Origin of the sequence: Cytobacillus oceanisediminis (assembly GCF_022811925.1) — a bacterium.
Classification (GTDB): domain Bacteria; phylum Bacillota; class Bacilli; order Bacillales; family Cytobacillaceae; genus Cytobacillus; species Cytobacillus oceanisediminis_D.
In genome coordinates, this window is sequence record NZ_CP065511.1 from 2,435,044 (window position 1) to 2,451,626 (window position 16,583).

Annotated in this window: 15 protein-coding genes; 11 read left to right on the forward strand and 4 right to left on the reverse strand. The window is 41.0% G+C overall.

Translation table 11 applies throughout. The features are described 5' to 3' along the window. The first annotated feature begins 113 nt into the window (after positions 1 to 113). Positions 114 to 1,529, forward strand: a complete 1,416-nt coding sequence (locus IRB79_RS12350; RefSeq protein WP_243508714.1) for an FMN-binding glutamate synthase family protein — start codon at positions 114 to 116, stop codon at positions 1,527 to 1,529. Between the two features lie 32 nt (positions 1,530 to 1,561). On the opposite strand, the gene IRB79_RS12355 is transcribed toward IRB79_RS12350, so the two are convergent. Then, positions 1,562 to 3,052 carry a spore germination protein gene (locus IRB79_RS12355; protein WP_243508715.1) on the reverse strand — a complete coding sequence of 497 codons (1,491 nt, stop codon included), beginning with the start codon at positions 3,050 to 3,052 and terminating at the stop codon, positions 1,562 to 1,564. A 120-nt stretch (positions 3,053 to 3,172) separates the two neighbouring features. Continuing rightward, a complete protein-coding gene (locus IRB79_RS12360) occupies positions 3,173 to 4,063 on the reverse strand; it encodes a TetR/AcrR family transcriptional regulator (RefSeq protein ID WP_243508717.1) in 891 nt (296 codons plus the stop codon). Between the two features lie 186 nt (positions 4,064 to 4,249). Here IRB79_RS12360 and IRB79_RS12365 point away from each other — a divergent pair, with 186 nt between their 5' ends. Next, the gene (locus IRB79_RS12365; RefSeq protein WP_243508718.1) at positions 4,250 to 5,791 is read left to right on the forward strand and encodes a DHA2 family efflux MFS transporter permease subunit; all 1,542 of its coding nucleotides are present in this window, start codon (positions 4,250 to 4,252) and stop codon (positions 5,789 to 5,791) included. Positions 5,792 to 5,884: 93 nt separating this feature from the next. Here the strand turns inward: IRB79_RS12365 and IRB79_RS12370 are convergent, their stop codons facing one another. Then, positions 5,885 to 6,067, reverse strand: a complete 183-nt coding sequence (locus tag IRB79_RS12370) for a hypothetical protein (RefSeq protein WP_009334884.1) — start codon at positions 6,065 to 6,067, stop codon at positions 5,885 to 5,887. 173 nt (positions 6,068 to 6,240) lie between these two features. Here IRB79_RS12370 and IRB79_RS12375 point away from each other — a divergent pair, with 173 nt between their 5' ends. The 9 genes from IRB79_RS12375 (at position 6,241) to IRB79_RS12410 (ending at position 15,555) form a co-directional block, all read left to right on the forward strand. Next, on the forward strand, positions 6,241 to 7,608 hold the full coding sequence (locus IRB79_RS12375; protein WP_243508720.1) for a sigma-54 interaction domain-containing protein: 1,368 nt from the start codon (positions 6,241 to 6,243) through the stop codon (positions 7,606 to 7,608). Between the two features lie 250 nt (positions 7,609 to 7,858). Then, positions 7,859 to 9,406 carry a class I adenylate-forming enzyme family protein gene (locus IRB79_RS12380; protein WP_243508721.1) on the forward strand — a complete coding sequence of 516 codons (1,548 nt, stop codon included), beginning with the start codon at positions 7,859 to 7,861 and terminating at the stop codon, positions 9,404 to 9,406. Positions 9,407 to 9,419: 13 nt separating this feature from the next. Continuing rightward, a complete protein-coding gene (locus tag IRB79_RS12385; RefSeq protein WP_243508723.1) occupies positions 9,420 to 10,211 on the forward strand; it encodes an enoyl-CoA hydratase in 792 nt (263 codons plus the stop codon). Positions 10,212 to 10,234: 23 nt separating this feature from the next. Then, a complete protein-coding gene (locus IRB79_RS28035) occupies positions 10,235 to 10,360 on the forward strand; it encodes a hypothetical protein (protein ID WP_279401060.1) in 126 nt (41 codons plus the stop codon). After that, positions 10,357 to 11,856 (forward strand): sodium/proline symporter, encoded by a 1,500-nt coding sequence (locus IRB79_RS12390; protein WP_243508724.1) that lies wholly within the window; start codon positions 10,357 to 10,359, stop codon positions 11,854 to 11,856. The genes IRB79_RS28035 and IRB79_RS12390 overlap by 4 nt, the downstream gene beginning before the upstream one ends. 118 nt (positions 11,857 to 11,974) lie before the next feature. Then, positions 11,975 to 12,118: a hypothetical protein gene (locus IRB79_RS12395; protein ID WP_243508725.1), complete on the forward strand. Its 144-nt coding sequence runs from the start codon at positions 11,975 to 11,977 to the stop codon at positions 12,116 to 12,118. A 23-nt stretch (positions 12,119 to 12,141) separates the two neighbouring features. Then, positions 12,142 to 12,303, forward strand: a complete 162-nt coding sequence (locus IRB79_RS12400; RefSeq protein ID WP_243508727.1) for a hypothetical protein — start codon at positions 12,142 to 12,144, stop codon at positions 12,301 to 12,303. A gap of 171 nt (positions 12,304 to 12,474) precedes the next feature. Then, positions 12,475 to 13,506, forward strand: a complete 1,032-nt coding sequence (locus tag IRB79_RS12405) for a VanW family protein (protein ID WP_243508729.1) — start codon at positions 12,475 to 12,477, stop codon at positions 13,504 to 13,506. 360 nt (positions 13,507 to 13,866) lie between these two features. Then, positions 13,867 to 15,555 carry a methyl-accepting chemotaxis protein gene (locus tag IRB79_RS12410; RefSeq protein WP_243508732.1) on the forward strand — a complete coding sequence of 563 codons (1,689 nt, stop codon included), beginning with the start codon at positions 13,867 to 13,869 and terminating at the stop codon, positions 15,553 to 15,555. A 31-nt stretch (positions 15,556 to 15,586) separates the two neighbouring features. Here IRB79_RS12410 and IRB79_RS12415 read toward each other — a convergent pair whose 3' ends face one another. Next, on the reverse strand, positions 15,587 to 16,573 hold the full coding sequence (locus IRB79_RS12415; protein ID WP_243508734.1) for a TIGR03943 family putative permease subunit: 987 nt from the start codon (positions 16,571 to 16,573) through the stop codon (positions 15,587 to 15,589). Between the last annotated feature and the right edge of the window lie 10 nt (positions 16,574 to 16,583).

Here is a 16,583-nt window from a genome sequence, read left to right on the forward strand (position 1 = left end):
TTTTCATATAATTTACTTCCCGCTTCATGATTATTCCAAAAACCGAGAAGTCATAGGTTAAATTCCCTGCCAATGGAAATAATGGAAGCTAAAAGATCTTTTGGAGAAAACATATGACAAATATATTATTGATTGCAACTCTGGCTATAATTTCTATATTATTTATCTTTTTAATTTTAATGCTGATAGGCTGGCGCTGGATCATGAAGCGGGTAGTTAAGCAGGCAGGGAAAATAATTATGACAGACAGCTACCAGGAAAATCTCATTGAGCTGATTCCCGGCTTCAAGCATATGGGCATTCAAAATGCACTTGAAAACAACCTGCGTGCCGAAACGGGTGATGTCCTGCACCGCCCATTTGGTTCATCGAAAAAATGGCCGCATTTCGATGAGATTACCTTTATCCCTGCACAGACATCTCCCTTTGCTACAGACGGAGATGAAGACGTTGATGTGAAAGTGACAATCGGGCCAAAAGCGAAAAAACCGATGAAAATCAAAATCCCCCTGATGATTAGCGGAATGGCCTATGGAATCGCATTGAGTGAGCAAGTGAAAATTGCACTGGCATCAGCTGCTAAGAATACAGGAACTGCCGTCAATTCCGGTGAAGGAGGAATCCTCCCTGAAGAGCTTGAAAGTGCAGGGAAGTATATCCTTCAGTTCTCCAAAACCGAGTGGGGAAAGGAAGAAAAAACCATCCAACGTGCAGACATGATTGAAATTAAGCTGGGGCAGGGAGCTGTAATGGGGATGGGAGGAAACATATCTCCTGAAAATTTAACCGGCCGTGCAAGGGAAGTAATGGGGTTAAAGGAAAATGAAACTGCCCATATAATGGAGCACTTTTTTGATAAACAGACATTGAAGGATTTAAAGGAACTGGTAGATGAACTCCGCAAAATGACTGGAGGTGTTCCAATTGGTGCAAAAATAGGGGCAGGAGGAAAAATAGAAGAAGACATTGACCATTTAATCGAAATGGGCGTTGATTTTATAGCAGTTGATGGGGGACAGGGAGCATCTGTCGGTGCGCCGCCCTTACTGGCAGATGATTTTGGAATACCAACCCTGCATGCCCTCATCCGTGCCTCCAATCACCTTGAAAAACGAAAAAAGAAGGGGGAAATCAGCTTAATTGTATCAGGCGGCCTTTTTACACCAGGCCACTTCTTAAAAGTTCTTGCTCTTGGAGCGGATGCAGTCTATCTTGGATCCGTCATGCTGTTTACCGTTTCCCATAAGCATACCTTGAATGCTCTTCCTTTTGAACCGCCAACACAGGCTGTCTGGAACCAAGGTAAATTCAAGGATACTTTTAGTATTGAAGATGGGACAAAATCTGCAGAAAAGTTCCTAACCGCGAGCACGGAGGAAATCAAAATGGCTTTGCGTGCAATGGGGAAAAAGTCAATAAAAGAATTATCCAAGAAAGACCTTGTGTCCTATGATGAGCTGACGGCGAAAATGATCGGGATTCCATTTTCATTTGAACCATGGGAGGACAAATTAAAGAAAACAGAATAAAAGCCTGGCTTTTGGAGCCAGGCTTTCTCCTGCTATTCATCAATGTCTCTCTTTACTTTTGATTTCTGCGGCGGCTGAAACCGATGCGGGTTTTGCGTTCTTAAATATACTGGCCTTAAAGGCTGAAACGGGAATCTGAGAAAAGAATCTTTCAGGTCTCGGTATCTAGGCGGATAAAATGGCTCCAGAAATGGTCTTCCTAAAGAAGTCAGTCTGATCATATGAGTCAGCAAAATGCAGGAGCAAAATAGAACACCTACAAAACCCCATAAGTTAGCGAAAAATAAAAACGGAAATCTTAGGAAGCGAATGGTGTTGTTCATCTTATATACAGGTGTTGTAAATGAGGCAAGAGCAGCCAGCGCGATTATGATTAAAAGGATATTACTTGTCAGGCCAGCCTGCACAGACGCAGTCCCGATAACGATACCGCCCACGATACCAATTGTCTGGCCGATTTTTGTAGGCAATCTGGCTCCAGCTTCTCTTAAAAGCTCAATTACCAGTTCAAGCATTAACGCTTCATAGAAAGGCGGCAAAGGAATATGCTGTCTTGAAGTCACCAGTGTTCCTAACAAATCCGTGGGGATGAGCTCCATATGATAAGTAAGCGTTGCAACATAAATGGACGTGATCTGTATGGAAAAAATAACAGAAAAGGCCCGCAATATTCTTGCAAAAGAAGCGATAGTCCAATTTAAAAAATAATCTTCAAAGGAACTGAAGAATTCAGAAAACGTTGTAGGGGTAATCAGTACATGCGGCGACCCCTCTATGGCGATCACGATTTTTCCTTCAGCAAGGACAGCGGCTGCCCTGTCCGGCCTTTCTGTATCCAGCAGCTGGGGGAAAGGAGAGTTCTTATTATCTGAAATGAGCTGTCCAATATAAGAACTGTCAGTGATTTCATCAAAATCGATATTTTGGATTCTTTCTTTAACCATGCTGACATAATCTGCATTCGTGATTCCCTCAATATAGAGAACGGCCACCACTGTTCGGGATATGCTTCCGATTATATATTCCTCAATGATCAGTTCAGAGATGGGAAGCCGTTTGCGGATTAAATTCAAATTATTGCCTAAGGACTCAACAAAGGCTTCCTTCGGTCCAATAACCGTTTGCTCGACTTCCGGATGCGTCAGCTCCCTTACATATGAACATTTAGCAGCCATAAAAGCCGCTTTTTGTTTTTCGGCTTCCACTGTAACCATCACATAGCCATTTAAAAGCAAATGCTCTGCTTTTGAAAGATCCTCACAAATTTGTATGCTTGCGGATGGCAAAAGCTTTTTCAAATCATCGATTTCGCTGAAATCACCCTGAAGAAGCTGAGGGAGCAAACTCTTGGTGATCATTTTTTGGTCAGTCAGTGTTTTAAAATAAATAAAAGAAAAACAGAGGCCTGTTTGTCTATTGCTATAATGTACTTTTTGAAAATCATGAGATCTTGAAAATGACTTTTCCAGCTCGTCAAATTCAATCTCAGATACACTTTTCTTCTTTTTTAACTCTTTTTTCATACACAAATCACCAGTTTGTTTCGGCATTATATGTTAGTGTTACCGTTTTTGGAAGGATTATGAATGAATAGACGGGGAAGAGCTAAAAAGCCTTCCTGAAAATGAGGAAGGCCTTGATAATTATACGGGTTCTTCTTGCGGCTGTTTAAAACAGGCAGAAACAAGAATTTCAAGATTCTCAAATTCTTTAGCATCCAAAAAGGAAATGCAGCTGCGCAAAGTATTCAGTGCGCTATCAATGAGAAATTTTCTTGGCTTTTTCGAATGAACCATTTCTTCCTGAATAAAGTCCAGAAGATCCATGCAATCGTTCTGATCTTCCTGCTGTATGGACTTTTTTAAAGTTAATATGGATTTGCAAAGAATATACACATTTCTATGATCTGTCTGCTTAAATCTGTTTTCAATCAGTTCAGGCTTCAGCAGGTATTCATCGGCAGAACTGACCTCTTCAACGACCTTCCTTATTCTTTCTACACAATAACGGACCACAGGATTAATGCTTGAAGAGAACTCAAAGAATTTTGTATAGTATTTTACGTTATGATGGAGGATTCCAAGGAACATCACGGCGCAGTCCAGTAAATAGGGTTTCTTGTCCTCGCCAAAGATTTCAATAAAACGGTTGAAAATCCAATCCACCATTCTAAGCTGGCCTTCCTTAATGAACTGCTTGAGTTCTGGGTCATTTGAAACAAGCACTTCTTCAAAAAGGGCAACTAATTTATTCGTCCTATTCATATTCATTTGTAATTCTATCTGCTGTGTGAAGACTTCTAAGCTGCTTGGATCCTGGCCAATAAGGAGCTTATTGCGTTCAGCTTCCATTTTTTTATGCAATGTTTTAAAAATGGACATAAGCAGCTCATTTTTTGAAGAAAAATAATTATAGAAAGTTCCTTTAGAGATCCCGCTGTATTCTAAAATATCCTGAATGGAGGTAGCCTGAAAACCTTTATCCAGGAATAATTGATGTGCTTTTTTTATTACATGCAGTTTCCTGTCATTCATTTATTATCACCTGTCATTTTATTTGAACTGTGTGTATAGTCTAATAGTACATCATTCTTAGATTTTCCACAAATCCTCTATTTAACAAGGGTTTTTTTGTTGCAAAAATTGTACTCATGGTATATTATATGGTTTGTGTGTAACGAGAGTATAAAAGAATGAACTGATAGTACAGGAGGAAATGTAATGGAACAAGCAATAAATAATAATACAGATCGACCGCCCTATGGGATTCTGGCTGTTTTAATGATTGGGGCATTTATTGCCTTTTTGAATAATACATTGTTAAATATTGCCTTGCCATCTATTATGGCAGATTTAGAAATTGAAGCGGCAACAGTGCAGTGGCTGACTACCGGCTTTATGCTGGTAAATGGTATTTTGATCCCGGCTACTGCCTTTTTAATTGAAAAATATACAGTCCGCAGGTTATTTATTGTGGCAATGGGACTATTTACAATCGGTACGCTTGTAGCGGGTGTTGCTCATGCATTCCCAGTATTGCTTGCAGGCAGAATGCTGCAGGCATCAGGATCGGCTATTATGATGCCTCTATTAATGAATGTTATGCTGATCAGCTTCCCGGTAGAAAAACGCGGGGCAGCCATGGGTGTATTTGGACTGATCTTAATGTTTGCCCCTGCAATTGGGCCTACTCTTTCCGGATGGATTATTGAACATTATGATTGGAGAATGCTATTCCATTTCCTTTCACCGATTGCCGGTGTCATACTAGTGCTTGGCGCCGTCATGTTGAAAGATAAAAAGGAAAAAGTGAATATTCGTCTGGACCTGTTTTCCCTCATCTTGTCAAGTGTAGGTTTTGGCGGAATACTTTATGGATTCAGTTCTGCAGGGAACAAAGGCTGGGACAGCCCTCATGTGTATTTGACAATTGCTGTAGGTGTCATCAGTTTAGTATGGTTTATCCTAAAACAATCGAAATCTGATCGTCCAATGCTCAACTTTGGCGTATATAAGTACCCGATGTTTGCATTGTCATCAGCCATCAGCATGACGGTAAATATGGCGCTGTTCTCCGGGATGATTCTGATTCCGATTTATGTTCAGACATTAAGGGGAATTTCACCGCTGGATGCAGGATTGATGATGCTTCCAGGTGCCATTGTTATGGCCGTGATGTCGCCATTGACAGGAAAGCTGTTCGATAAAATCGGCGGCCGGATATTGGCGATCATTGGGTTAGCCATTACAGTGGGAACTACTTATGTTTTCAGCAGGCTGACTCTGGAAACAACTTATACACAGCTGATTATTCTGAACTCAATCAGGATGTTCGGGATGTCCATGGTCATGATGCCAGTTTCTACGAATGGCTTGAACCAGCTGCCAAGAAGATTATATCCTCATGGAACAGCAATGAACAACACGCTGAACCAGGTGGCAGGTGCCATTGGCACAGCTTTATTGGTAACAGTTATGTCAACAAGAACGGAAACACATGCTGCGGAAATCGCGAAAGAAGCGATGAAAGGCGGGGCTATGGCTAATGGCGGCCAGATGACTGAAGCCGCTGTGGCGGAAATGCAGCAGCAAGTATTAATAAAAGCCATGCTTGAGGGAATCAACGACGCTTTCTTCGTAGCAACCTTTATCGCTGCAGCTGCACTGGTTCTGGCCTTCTTCATTAAACGCGCAACACCAATGGAAGACGCGGTCGAAGAGCCAAAGCAAGAGAATATGGTGCTTAAATTGGCAAAAAGTTAATTAATAGAGGGGGAATCTTGGGATTCCCTCTTTTTTATATAGTTATAAACGAAAAAGCCTGCAATGCTTTCTGAGCATTTGCAGGCTTTCTTATTATCTATTTTTTCCAACTAATTTGATTGATTGATGTCCGCTGTGAGGGTGAGGTGAAAAAAGAATATGATCCAGATACAGAGCTTCCAGCTTTCGATCACTTAAATTAAACAAGCTATGATTATGCTGGAATTTAGATAGAGATAATAATTTGCTGATTAACGTTTCTCTGTTTAATGGCATGTAATGAACCCTCCCTTTTGTTAGTTTTATTTTAATTCATATTTATCCGATTAGTCAAGTAGGGATTAAAAAGATTATGAAATCGTTTGGTTTTTAATTATTGGAATTTTCAGCCTTCAATTATCCTTTTATGCTAAAATATTTCTAATGAGTACATAAAAAAGGGGATTTATATGAAAAACACGGCACTTTTCATAAATAATCAATTGCTGGATTTAATTTTTGAAAGTACATATTATGGCATTGTGGTCGTGGACGCGGATGGCATAATCCAGTATATGAGCAATAATTATTGTGATTTTCTAGGTGTCCAAAGAAACGAAGTAATTGGCAGGCATGCCACAGATGTGATTGAAAATACCAAAATGCACCTGGTTGCACAAACAGGAAAACAGGATTTTGCTGATCTGCAATTCCTGCAGGGTGATTTTGTTATCGCCAACCGCATTCCGATTATCGAAAATAATGAAATTATCGGAGCAGTCGGGACTATTATTTTTCGTGATTTGGATGAATGGAAGAAATTGAACAGTCATATTAAAGGGGTATTATCCGAGCTTAATTATTATCGAAGCGAGTGGAATGAATCAAATGGATTAAGATATTCTCTTCATGATTTGATAGGGGAAACACCGGAGATTAAAGATCTGAAGGATAGGGTCATGCGCATTGCAAGAGGGGATATTTCCATACTATTGAGAGGGGAGAGCGGTACAGGAAAGGAGATTCTGGCCCAAAGCATTCATCAGCTGAGTGAAAGAAGCGAAAAACCTTTTGTAAAAGTAAACTGCGGTTCCATACCTGAGCATTTATTGGAATCTGAGCTGTTCGGCTATGAAGATGGTGCATTTACAGGCGCAAGAAAAGGCGGGAAGATAGGAAAATTCCATTTGGCTGATGGGGGAACCATTTTCCTTGATGAAGTAGGGGACATGCCTTTACATATGCAGGTGAAACTTTTGCGGGTTCTGCAGGAAAAGGAATTTGAGCCTATTGGGGCTCTCCAGCCTAAAAAAGTGAATGTGCGTGTTATTGCGGCTACAAATCGTCCGCTTGAAAAAATGATCAATGACCATTTATTCCGGGAAGACTTGTTCTACAGAATTAATGCAGTTCAGTTATTTATACCGCCTTTAAGATCGAGAAGATCTGATTTGCCGCTCCTGACCGAACACTTTTTAAGGAAAGCGACAAAGCGGATAGGCAAGAGGGTAACAGGAACAAGTCCTGAAGCAGCCGCACTGATTAAACAATATGACTGGCCGGGGAATATCCGTGAATTGGAGAATGTTCTAGAAGCCAGTGTCCATTTAACGGATAGTGAAACAATCGGAATGGAAGAGCTGCCTGATTACTTAAAAGGAGGGAAAAAGAAATCAGAAATAAAAAATTTAAAAATCCTATTGGAAGAAACTGAAAAGAATGCAATTGAAACAGCTTTAAAAAAATTCAGCAATGACAAAAATAAAGCTGCCGAATCATTGGGAATAGGCAATTCTACTATTTACGATAAAATAAAAAAATATAACATTACCTCATAATGCCAAAAATCCGGGAACTCGGAATATAATCCGAGATCCCGGATTTTTCCTTTATTCCTATTAACAATACATAGTAGAGTACATGCTTTAAAATTAATTTTCTGAAAAATCGGAAAAAATTATCCGAAATTTATCCGGAAATCAATTATCTAGAGTATTTTCAAACTGGCACAATACTTGCAACAAGTTTTGAGCACGAAAGCCTTTTTTTAAAATGTATACGCTTACATAAATGGAGGAGGAGGATATCTTGGATCTCGGATATTTTACACGGAAAATGGCACTTGATTTCAATAGTGATAAACCTGTCAAAGTAGCTATTAAAGAAGAAACAGGGAGGGAATGGACATACGACTGCCTTCATCGGACTTCAAACTCTTATGCAAATAAGCTTCAGGAACTTGGTGTCAAAAAAGGCGATCGTGTAGGGATCTTGCTTTATAACTGTCTTGAGTATTTCGCGCTGTATTTTGCAGCTGCTAAAATCGGCGCTATCGCTGTTCGTCTAAACTTCCGTCTGACCAGCACTGAATTTGAGTATGCCTTAAATGATTCAGGCACAAAAATCCTATGTTTTCATTCAAAGCTGACTCCCCAGCTAGAAGCCATTCGCAAACGTGTTGGAGTGAAAAGGTATATTTGTTTAGCGGATAGGGAGGAATCAATGCCTAAATGGTCTCAAAGCTGGAGTCTACTGGAGGGTGGCGACGAAGACGAAATTAATACAGACTCCATTCGGTTAAGCGATCCCGTTATGCTAATGTATACGTCTGGGACTACCGGGAGACCGAAAGGAGCCATATGGACACACGAAACCACTTATTGGTTTTCTGCCATGCAGGCGCTTAAATGGAATTTTAATGGGAAGGAAATCGGAATGACAACAGGACCGCTCTATCATGTGGGAGCCATGGAAGATATCGCACTTCCTATTTTAATGATGGGCGGTACCGTAGTGATTACCGGGAGCAAAGGCTTTGAAATAAGCAGGATCCTGGCAGTGATTGAAAAGGTATCAGTCACTGACTGTTTTCTCTTTCCGTTTATGATTTATGAAATGCTTAACCTGTCTTCACTTTCAGATTTTAAATTTACACATTTAAAAACAATTTATACAGGCGGAGACCCTCTTATGCCTTGGGCTCTTGAAAAATTAAAAGAGAATTTTCCTCATATCGGGGTGGTTCAGGTTTATGGACTTACAGAAGGGACGCCGATTGCGGTCTGTCTGGATCCAGAAGATGCCTGGAAAAAGGGAGAGACAGTCGGGAAGCCATTGCCATTGACTGAAATTAAGATTATTGATCAAAATAGAAGGCCTCTCCCTCCTGGGGAAATTGGAGAGATTTTGATCAAAAGTCCTGCAGTGTCAGCTGGCTATTGGCGAAAGCCGGAAGCTACCAAAGAAACGTTTACAGGTGGATGGTGCAGAACAGGTGATTTAGGGGTGCTGGATGAGGAAGGATACTTATCCATTGCTGGAAGGAAAAAAGATATGATCCGAAGCGGCGGAGAAAATGTGTACGCTGCTGAAATTGAAGATATTCTGTACCGCCTCGATGGAGTGAAAGAAGTATCTATTATCGGCCTTCCTGATCCGAAATATATTGAAGCAGTTTGTGCAGTCATAGTCAGAAAGGAAGGCTGTACGCTTACAGAAGAAGAGGTCATCGCCCACTGCCAAAAGTATCTTGCAAGCTATAAAAAACCGAGAAAAGTCATCTTTACAGAGAATCTGCCCCGCACACCATCCGGTAAAGTTCAAAAGTTCATGCTCAGAGAACAATATAGCTCATGAAGGAGGTATAGGCTTGGAAAAAACAAAAGCAGTTTCCTGGTCAGTTCAAAATAATATTGCCGTTATTAAGATTGCTAATCCGCCATTAAACGTTCTGAGTGCAGAAGTGATTGAGTTATTGTCAATTGCTGCAGATGAAATTGAAAGCGATTCCACTGTTAAGGCTGTTATCATAACAGGGGCTGGAGAAAGGGCTTTTGTCGCCGGCGGGGACATTAAAGGCTTTCCGGATTGGATGGGAAAAGGGATTGAATTGGCAAAAGAAAAGTCTCTTTGGCTGCAGGAACCACTAAATAAACTTGAAAGACTGCCCCAGCCAACGATTGCTGCGATCAATGGGTTTGCTTTGGGCGGCGGCTGTGAACTGGCTTTAATCTGTGACATCCGGATAGCAGAGGAGCACATAAAAATTGGGCTGCCTGAAATAAAGCTCGGCTTATTTCCAGGTGCAGGAGGAACTCAGCGGCTCTCACGGCTTGTTGGTAAATCAAAAGCAAAAGAGATGATTTTTACTGGTGAGCCGCTATCTGCACAGGAAGCCTGGCGGATAGGTTTAATTAACCGGATTGCTCCAAGAGGAGAATCACTTGGAGTGGCTTTGGACCTTGCTTATTCAATCAGCGCTCATTCATTGCCGGCACTTACTTTTGCCAAACGGTCGATCGATAAAGGTTATGAACAAAAGCTTGAAAATGCACTAATCACCGAGGCTGAATATTTTGGCCAGGTATTTCAAACTGAGGATGTTAAAGAAGGTGTCGGGGCATTTATTCAAAAAAGGGATCCTAAATTTATTGATCAATAGATAAAAGAATAGGAGGAATGGTTTTGTTTGGATTATCACCTTTAATGACTTTTATGTTATTTGGTTTTTGGCCGCTGTCATTGGCAGCCGCAGGGATATGGGGAGTATTGGCATTTAAGCATGCAGAGGAAGAGGGGGATAATATATGATATTGGCAATTGGAATTATCTATCTTCTTGTTATACTCATTATAGGATTATTATCTATGAAGCATCAAAAAGACATGGACACCTTTTATACTGGGGGACGGAGATTTGGCCCCTGGCTTGTCGCTTTGGCTGTATCCTCAACAACAATGTCTGGATACGGATTTATCGGATTGACCGGGCTTGTATATGAGCATGGATATGCCATTTTTATGATCGGAATTTTTGCTACTGCTGGGATCTTTGTAAGCTTCTTGATATTGGCAAAGCCGATGAGGAGAATTACACAAAAATTTGGTGCTTTAACTATTCCGGATTTATTGGAGATCCGCTATAACAGCAAAACAGTGCGGGCTATCACTGCGCTCGCCATTCTTGGCGGTGCGATTGGCTACCAAATGGCTCAATATAAAGCATTGGGCAATATGCTTGAAACGGTCCTAGGCGTTGATTATAAGCTTGCTTTATTTATAGGAGTGGCCATATTAACCGTATACGTGGTGGGCGGAGGAATGATCAGTGCCGTCTGGACCGATTTTATTCAAATGATTGTTATGATTGCTGGTGCTTTAATCGTATTTATTGGCGGGATGAGAATGGTTGGCGGCATGTCCCAAATGAATGCAGAGCTGACAGCTATTAATCCTGATATGGTGCAGGCTTTCCATACTACAGGGCCAATCGGAATTTTTGCATTCATTTCTTATTTCTTTATTTATGTAATCGGCCATCAGGGACAGCCGCATGTTGTAACCAAATTCTACATGATCAGAAAAATTTCCATGCTTAAGTGGGCTTGTATTATTGCGGCATCCACTTACGCAATAACAGCTTTATTGTGGTTTGTCGGCCTTTATACAAGAGTAATGGTAAATCGCGGAGAAATGGCAGCACCAGCAACACCTGATATGGTGGCGCCAATGTTTATCGAAAACTTTTTCCCGCCGGTTGTCGCGGGGATCATATTTGCAGCTGTCATGGCAGCGATCATGTCGACCAGCGAAGCATTTCTTCTCGTCGCAAGTTCATCGATTGTAAGGGACATCTACCAGCAGATCATTAAGAAAGGGGAAAAATTGCCGGAGAAAAAGGAATTGGCGCTATCCAGATGGTTCACTCTTGCGATTATTGCTGTCACATTCCTGCTTTCACTAAATCCGCCTGATCTCGTTGGCTGGCTGGGCAATGCATCATGGGGAATCTTCTCAGCATCATTGCTGCCTGTATTAAGCATCGGACTATTGTGGAAGCGCGCCACCAAGACTGCTGCTATTTGTTCATCTGCTTTAGGGTTCATCTCCAGCCTTGGACTATACATTCTGAAAGTAAAAGAGATTTATGTTCCGGCACTTGATACAGGGGCGATTGCCATGATCATCTCGACCTTATCATTAGTTGGAATCTCCCTCATCACAAAGCCTGCATCAAGCCCAATTTTTGAAGAAAAGCCAAGAAAAGCTGCCAAAACCGAAGATCCGGCTGCAGCTAACTTCTCATAAATGGTGCCAGGCACCTATACCGCTTTTACTGACTGGTATAGGTGCCTGGCACTTTTCACGAATAAAAAATCACCACTGATCCCAAAATAAAAACACTTACAAATAGGGAGGATTATTCATGAGAGAAACGTGTTTTTATTGTACGGAAGAAATCACAGACAAACAAATGCATTTGATTTCGTTTGATATGGCAGATACTGAACGGGAAGAAATCCTCTGCAAAGAATGTTATAGTGAATGGCTTCATGGGATAAAAGGTTAAGTAAGAAAGAGTGAGGTTTTAGCATGAAGTGGGACAAAGATGAAAATGAAAAATCAACAGGAGAACCGGCCGAAGTAGTGCTTGAAATCAGTTCAACAGGCTATGGTTTAGAATCTGTTTCGAAAAGTGAAGTTAATTCTGATGAAAAAGAACAGGAAAATCCGTCTGGCTGCGGAGGATTATAACAATTGATAAAACGTCTGCAATCCGCAGGCGTTTTTAAAATAGGTAAAAAGGTACAACTTAACTTGCGGCAAGGCAGGAATACCTCATTTCGCCGGTGAATACAATTAGAAAATGGAAACAGCTTCCTAAATAGAAAGAAGAAGCAAATAATTAAAAAAGCTGGGGGAAAAATGAGTAAGCGAAAATGGGGAATATCACTTTTGTTGATTGTCTGTTTCATAGGATTAGCCGGGTGTTCAGGGAAAGCTGCCGGCGATAATAAGCTGGAGAAAAAGCTAGCGGAAGAAAAAGCTAAAGAAGAAGAAGAAAAGGCCAAAGAGGAGGCGAAGGCAGAGGAGCAGGCCAAGGAGGAAGAAAAGAAGGAAGAAGTAAAACCGGTTGTGGTTAATGTCATCGACCCCAATACAAAAGCTGTTCTTAAAACCTTCAGCCCTGCTGAGATGGGCTTTGGAGCTGAAGATGAAAAATATAAGGCAGAACTTGCCCAATGGGCTAAAGAAATAGCACGGGGCACGGATGCAAAGCAAGGGTATGATCAAAGAATGACCCTTGATAAATTAGGTCCGGATGGGGAAATTATCAAGGGGCAGCCTGAAATCATCCTTGAAGAAAGTGATTTGGTGCAGAAGATTATTGATTCGTCTGTAAGCGGAGGCGATGTCGAACTGCCGCTCTATGTATCTGAAAGCGGGTATGACCCTGCAGATGTACCCTATCTGGGTGAAGTGGTCGTCGCGTCATATACAACCCATTTTAACAGCGGTGTGGCAGGCAGGACAAAAAATATTGAACTCTCTGCAGAAGCCATCAATAATATTATTCTAGGTGTCGGAGATCATTTTTCTTTTAATACAACTGTGGGTCCCAGTGATGAAGCTCATGGATATCAGCCTGCAGAAGAAGCCATTAATGGCAAGCTCGTGATGGGCATTGGCGGCGGTATTTGCCAAACATCCTCCACACTTTTCAATGCCGTCGATAAAGTCGGGGTCAGCTATGTCGAAAAACACCACCATTCCGTGACGGTGGGCTATGTCCCTAAGGGAAGGGATGCAACCGTGTCCTATGGAGGCAAAGACTTCAGATTTGAAAATACTACAGGCATCCCACTTCTTGTAAAAGCAAACTTTGGAAATGGTGTTTTAACGATCGAAATCAGAACGGCAAAAAAATATGAAGGATTACTGAAGAAAGCAGTATAATGGCAGCAGGCACCTGTACCATGTTTCCGGTATAGGTGCCTGACATGTTTTTAAAACATTTTAAACAGTGGAGAAAAATTGGTTGAAAAATAAGCAAATAGCGGAGGGGTTTGTCCACACCTTTTCAGTCCCTTTTAATACAATAATATAGAAGATCTCCTCCCTAAGGATCTTTGGTCTGCATAGTCGCCGCTAATCTGCCAGCCGGATTAGCGGCATTTTCTTTGTTATTATGTGCGAAAGGAGGAGAATTTTCTGTAAATATATGAACTGATAGGTAAAAAGTTCCTGACTTACCAGGCGTGTTCATGTTAAATTATAAGTAGAATATCCTATCTTATTTGGAAATGAGGAAAAGTCATGAAATTATCTGTGGCAAAAAAACTGTTCCTCGGGTTTTTGTCTGTCCTATTATTATTTGGTCTTGTCGCCGGTTTATCTAATTATGAACTCGGTAATGTTAACCGAAATTATCAAAGCTTAATAGATGAAAATGTCTCCGAAGTGATGCTTGTAAAAACATTGAAGGCAGAGCTTATGAATGAAGCAGGGGGAATACGCGGCTACCTCCTGACAGGCGACTCTACATATCTCAGTAACTATGAAAGTTCCCGCAAGAGAATGGAACATCATATCAATGAACTGAATAAATTAACCAGCAATAATGAAGAGAAGGAATTGGCGAAAGAGCTGAAAGTGCTTCATGATCGCTACCAGAGCATTATTGATAAAGAAATTAAGTTTAAGCTGGAAGATAATAATGCATATATGTCATTAGTTGAAACCTCCGATAAACAGGTCAGCCAGGATTTTAACAAAAAAGCGGATGAACTTGTAAAATTTTATGAAACCCAATTAGATGCTGGGATAAATGAAACAGTATCCAGCGTAAAATCTGCCCAGGTCATTACTTTAATTATTACGTTTGCAGCTATTCTGGCTGCGATGGCGATCGCTTATTTTATAAGCAGAATGATTTCAAGGCCGATAAATCTGGCTGCAGCTACGATAGACAAGGTGGCTGGAGGAGATTTAAGCCATGGCTCCATTAAAGTGAAAAACAGGGATGAAATAGGAGCGTTTATTTTATCCTTAAATAAGATGGTAAAAGACTTAAGGTCTGTGGTCACCCAGGTAAGAAGCACTTCAGAACAAGTTGCATCAAGCAGTGAGGAACTCGCTGCGAGTGCAGAGGAAAATTCTTTGGCTTCTGAACAGGTTGCAGCTATTTCGCAAAAAAATGCCCTTGGCACTGAACAGCAGCTTTACCGCTTTAGAGAAGTATCTTCTTCAATAGAGGAGATTGCTTCGGGAATGCAGCAGATTTCTTCAAGCAGCCAGCTGATGCTTGAAGCAGCAGAAAAAACTGATTTCTTAACTGAAAAAGGCACTAAATCAGTCGAAAATGTTGTAAGGCAGATGAATGAAATAAATACTTCAGTAGGCAATGCCACACAGTATATTAATACGCTCGAATCCCGATCAAAAGAAATCAGCAATATCGTGGAACTGATCACCACTATCGCCGAGCAGACCAATTTGCTTGCCCTCAATGCAGCCATTGAAGCTGCAAGGGCAGGTGAGCATGGCAGGGGCTTTTCGGTTGTAGCCGATGAAGTCCGCAAACTGGCAGAGGGTTCCAAACAATCTGCTGTTCAGATTCAGCAAATGATTGGACTTGTTCAGGAAGAAACAAAGCAGGCCGTTCAGGCAATGGAGAAAGGGAATGAACAGGTTAAAGAGGGGCTCGAAGATACGATGGAAGCAAGTGCTGCTTTTGCAGAAATTGCCCATTCAATGGGTGATGTAACATATAAAGTCGAGGAAGTTTCATCCTCAGTGGAGGAACTGACTGCCTTAACCAGCCAGATCAATGAAGTCATGACAAACGTGCAGGACATCTCAGAAAAAAATGCAGCAGCTTCACAGGAAACTTCAGCCGCAACAGAAGAACAGCTCGCCACAATGGAAGAAGTATCATCATCAGCAGGATCACTTGCAAAACTTGCTGAAGAGTTGCAGGAAGTTGTTTCGAGATTTAAATTATAAAAGGGACTCGGCTGAGTCCCTTTTATTTTTTCTATAAGATTCTAATGGTTAATGGATACAGATATGGAATAAACGGCTCCTCAATTTCTTTCCATTCTTTAATTTTAATCAGTGGAAGCTCTGTCCCATTATAGGCTGCCTTGTCTATGACTCCGCTAACTTTGACCCACATATTATCATAGAGTTCCGGAGCTTCCTCCATTTCTGAAAGAAAGCCAATCATACTTGCATCTGCCACACAATGCGTAATCAAAAACCTCGAAATGACAAGCTGATTGGAAGCCAGTCCTTCTTCTTTATAAATAAATCCCTGAAATTCAATTTCCCTGCCTACGAATTTATCAATATCCTTACTGATTTCCTCATAATATAAGCTAAAAACTTTATCATCCATCTTAATAGCAGGAGCCGAATACAGGTCCTTTTTTAATTGCTCAAATTCTTCATTGGATATTTCCTGTACCTCTTCATTTACAGATAGGTCATGCTCCAGCTCCTCGACTTCTTCCAGCTCTTCTTCAAGCGAATAATTCTCAAGGTTAATTTCTGATTGATCTTCTATTTCCTCAGAGTCCGACGAAACATTCTCCTCTTTATTTTGATTACCAAGTATGGCCAGCCCGCCTTTCTTTTCAGCAATGGAAGCATCAAGCGTCTTTGCAGGCAAGAAGAATCCTGTTAATAGCGGAAATAATATAATAGAATATGACAGCAGCTTTTTACCTGTAAACGGTGTATCTCCATGATCATGATGATGAGAACAGCTATGATCATCATGGTGGCAGCAGTCCTTACCGTGATGGTGTTCGTGACCCTCTTTTTCTCTTTTGGAACTCCATATCCTGGTAATCTGAATAAAAAATAAAAATAAAAACAGAATGGAAGCGGATTGACTTAACCGGACATATTTCGGATTAATATATTTGGTTATGTCGCCTGTATAGTGAAGCTGAAAAATCAGTCCGCAAAAAGCCAGTAGAATCAGCGCCCTTAATGTCTGCTGAAAATGGATTTTCATAGTAATCCTC